The sequence below is a fragment of the Alkaliphilus serpentinus genome (assembly GCF_009017255.1).
GTDB classification, from domain to species: Bacteria; Bacillota; Clostridia; order Peptostreptococcales; family Natronincolaceae; genus Alkaliphilus_D; species Alkaliphilus_D serpentinus.
This window is the reverse complement of the sequence record NZ_WBZB01000064.1, coordinates 1-2,332: the sequence shown is the minus strand read 5'-3', so window position 1 is coordinate 2,332 and position 2,332 is coordinate 1. Positions and strand designations below refer to the sequence as shown.

3 protein-coding genes and 1 pseudogene are annotated in these 2,332 nt (G+C 33.7%); all 4 read right to left on the bottom strand.

The genetic code is table 11. From position 1 onward, the window contains the following. Positions 1-417 (bottom strand): annotated as a pseudogene (locus tag F8153_RS15085) (cell filamentation protein Fic); the annotation flags it as partial. 82 nt (positions 418-499) lie between these two features. Next, a complete protein-coding gene (locus F8153_RS15080) occupies positions 500-1,576 on the bottom strand; it encodes a type II TA system antitoxin MqsA family protein (protein ID WP_151867190.1) in 1,077 nt (358 codons plus the stop codon). Further along, on the bottom strand, positions 1,569-1,820 hold the full coding sequence (locus tag F8153_RS16260) for a hypothetical protein (RefSeq protein WP_192929852.1): 252 nt from the start codon (positions 1,818-1,820) through the stop codon (positions 1,569-1,571). The genes F8153_RS15080 and F8153_RS16260 overlap by 8 nt, the downstream gene beginning before the upstream one ends. A 34-nt stretch (positions 1,821-1,854) precedes the next feature. Further along, the gene (locus F8153_RS16625; RefSeq protein WP_279237146.1) at positions 1,855-1,980 is read right to left on the bottom strand and encodes a hypothetical protein; all 126 of its coding nucleotides are present in this window, start codon (positions 1,978-1,980) and stop codon (positions 1,855-1,857) included. Positions 1,981-2,332: the final 352 nt, after the last annotated feature.

Here is a 2,332-nt window from a genome sequence, read left to right as displayed (position 1 = left end):
ACGATGGTTAATTACTTCTAGATGTTCCACCATGCTTTTCCCACCAATGGTAATTCCTTCAAGAACAACTTTGGTCTCTGACAATGTCAGAGTATTCCCCTCTATAGCATTGCTATTATATGTCCATTCAACAATGAGTTTCTCCTGCAGGGAATTTGCAAGTCTTTTGGAAATAGGTCTGTGCTCGTCGATAGATTCCTTCAGTGAATCTATATAGCTGAAGTCAAACCCAATCCCAATATAGTAATTTTTACTTGTTTTCCTTGCGTCCGCAGGTTTAGCAGCATCGGTAGGGATTGACCAATTTCGCCCAATTTTTATAGCACCTTCGATACGTCCCTTATTGCAAAGCAATCGAATTCGACGATCACTTATTTTCCATTTTTCACTTGCTTCTTTAGAACTCATATATTTCATGAAAAATCACCTCATAAATATAGTATACCGTTATCGGAATAATGTCAAGGTTGTTCCATAACGAAGCGTTTCAAATCAAATACTACCTCAATTCGTTCAATTGCTTTGCTAAACTATACGGAATCACTTGGTTTGGTATTGTATCTGTATATGCTTTTTCCTTATGCATATATTCAATTATCTCTTTCGACTTAAAGTTCTTAAATTTAGTGGCAACCACCTCAAGAACACTTAATTCTTCCAATGAGAAATGCGAGATATTTACCTCTTTATTAGGTCGAATTCTGTAGCTTATATCATCGTAGATTAATTCCTCTACAACTTTTACTGTAGGCAAGTGTATAATTTCATCATAGGCAATTGGTAGAGCACCAAGTGGCATATGCTTATACACTAATCCTGTCATCGATTTGCCATGTCTCCTAAAGAATATAGCGTCAGCATACCACAAAAGCTTCATAAGTTTAACCTTATAGAGCGTATCAATAAATTGCGAAAAATAACCTATAACATTCGCTAGCTTGTCTATATCCAGAATTTTGTATCCATTAAGGTCATTCTCTTCTTCATAATTTACATAAAGGCAGTTAATTTCTAGTTTTTTTAAATAGAGATTTCCAACCTCTTCAACCTTATTTGCAATATTTTTACGAATCCGAGCATACTTTTCCGGTGTAAATCTTTCCTTATGCTTATCAATGCATTCTAAGGCAAACATTGGATTCTCATAAACCATCCGCATTATATTATCATAAGTTTCATCTTGTATCGTTTTACTTTCGTATCTTGTTACTGTAACATCGCCCCAACCGAGCATTGCAGAAAAATCATTTTGAGTTAGTCCGTAGTAGTTTCTAATATTAGCAATTTCGTATGAAGTCAATAAACTCTTCTTTTGGCGATAGGAATCCCTGGCTCTAAGCAAATTTTCATCCATTAAACCGGCTGGAACAAATTCGTTTTCTTCTTCATCACACAATGGACATAAGAAATAAATTTCTTCATAGTCAACCGTTTCATCTTTTACGATAGATTGAGTTAGTCTTTTCCTTTGCTCTAGCGAATGGGTTTTGTTGCAACAAGGACAATCCATATCAACCATACTGATTAGATAATCATTATTCATATTTACACACTCCTTTCGTTCCAGTTTAAGCATAAGGTTTTTGTGCCGGTAACTTAAATCTTGCAAAATGAAATGAAACGCAAAACACTTTACAGTTTTTCCTATCTCTTATCTTTGCTTTTATATATACTTCTCTATTCTTGATCATTTTGCCAAATGCAAAGAAGGGAGGTAAGCTATTATCTTTATCATCAATAAAAGTCTCCATATACTCAGAAGCATCCAAGGCAAGAAGCTGATTCAAAACATCATGTCTGTCAAAATCAAGTGCCTGCATGGTGTTAAATGTTGTATATGGATCTGTTGGTAATTCACTTTTTTTTTAGTAGTATATCCAAATCCTCAGATACATTAAAATTCGGGTCGGTTAATACTTCCTTCAGTTCCTTTAGAAATATTATTACATCATCCTTTGGTGAAATTATTTTCAAACTCATCCCTCCACCTCCTGTAATAATATTATACGCTATCAATTGATAGTTGGTCAATTATATTTTATACTTTTGATAACAAATTTACCTATTAACCTTCGTTATCGACAGTTAGGCAATGATATTTTTGATAAATAAGAACTATATATCTATATATCTAGAGCTGATTTAGATGCTGAAGATTGAGGTGAAGGTGAAACCATGGTCCACCATGAAAGGTTCCTATTAGAGCTTACCAATAAATGAAAATTATTTCATTAAAATCTTCTCAAAACTTTCTTCTGCAATAAAATAGCCTGTATGTTTTCTCTACAGACTATTTGAATACTCCTTGCTTTCCATTATTAAGCTAATATAC

Excerpts from the sequence above, each read along its gene's own strand:
- F8153_RS15080 (WP_151867190.1), bottom strand. The coding sequence starts at position 1,576 with ATGCTTAAACTGGAACGAAAGGAGTGTGTAAATATGAATAATGATTAT.
- F8153_RS16260 (WP_192929852.1), bottom strand. The coding sequence starts at position 1,820 with ATGCAGGCACTTGATTTTGACAGACATGATGTTTTGAATCAGCTTCTT.
- F8153_RS16625 (WP_279237146.1), bottom strand. The coding sequence starts at position 1,980 with ATGAGTTTGAAAATAATTTCACCAAAGGATGATGTAATAATATTTCTA.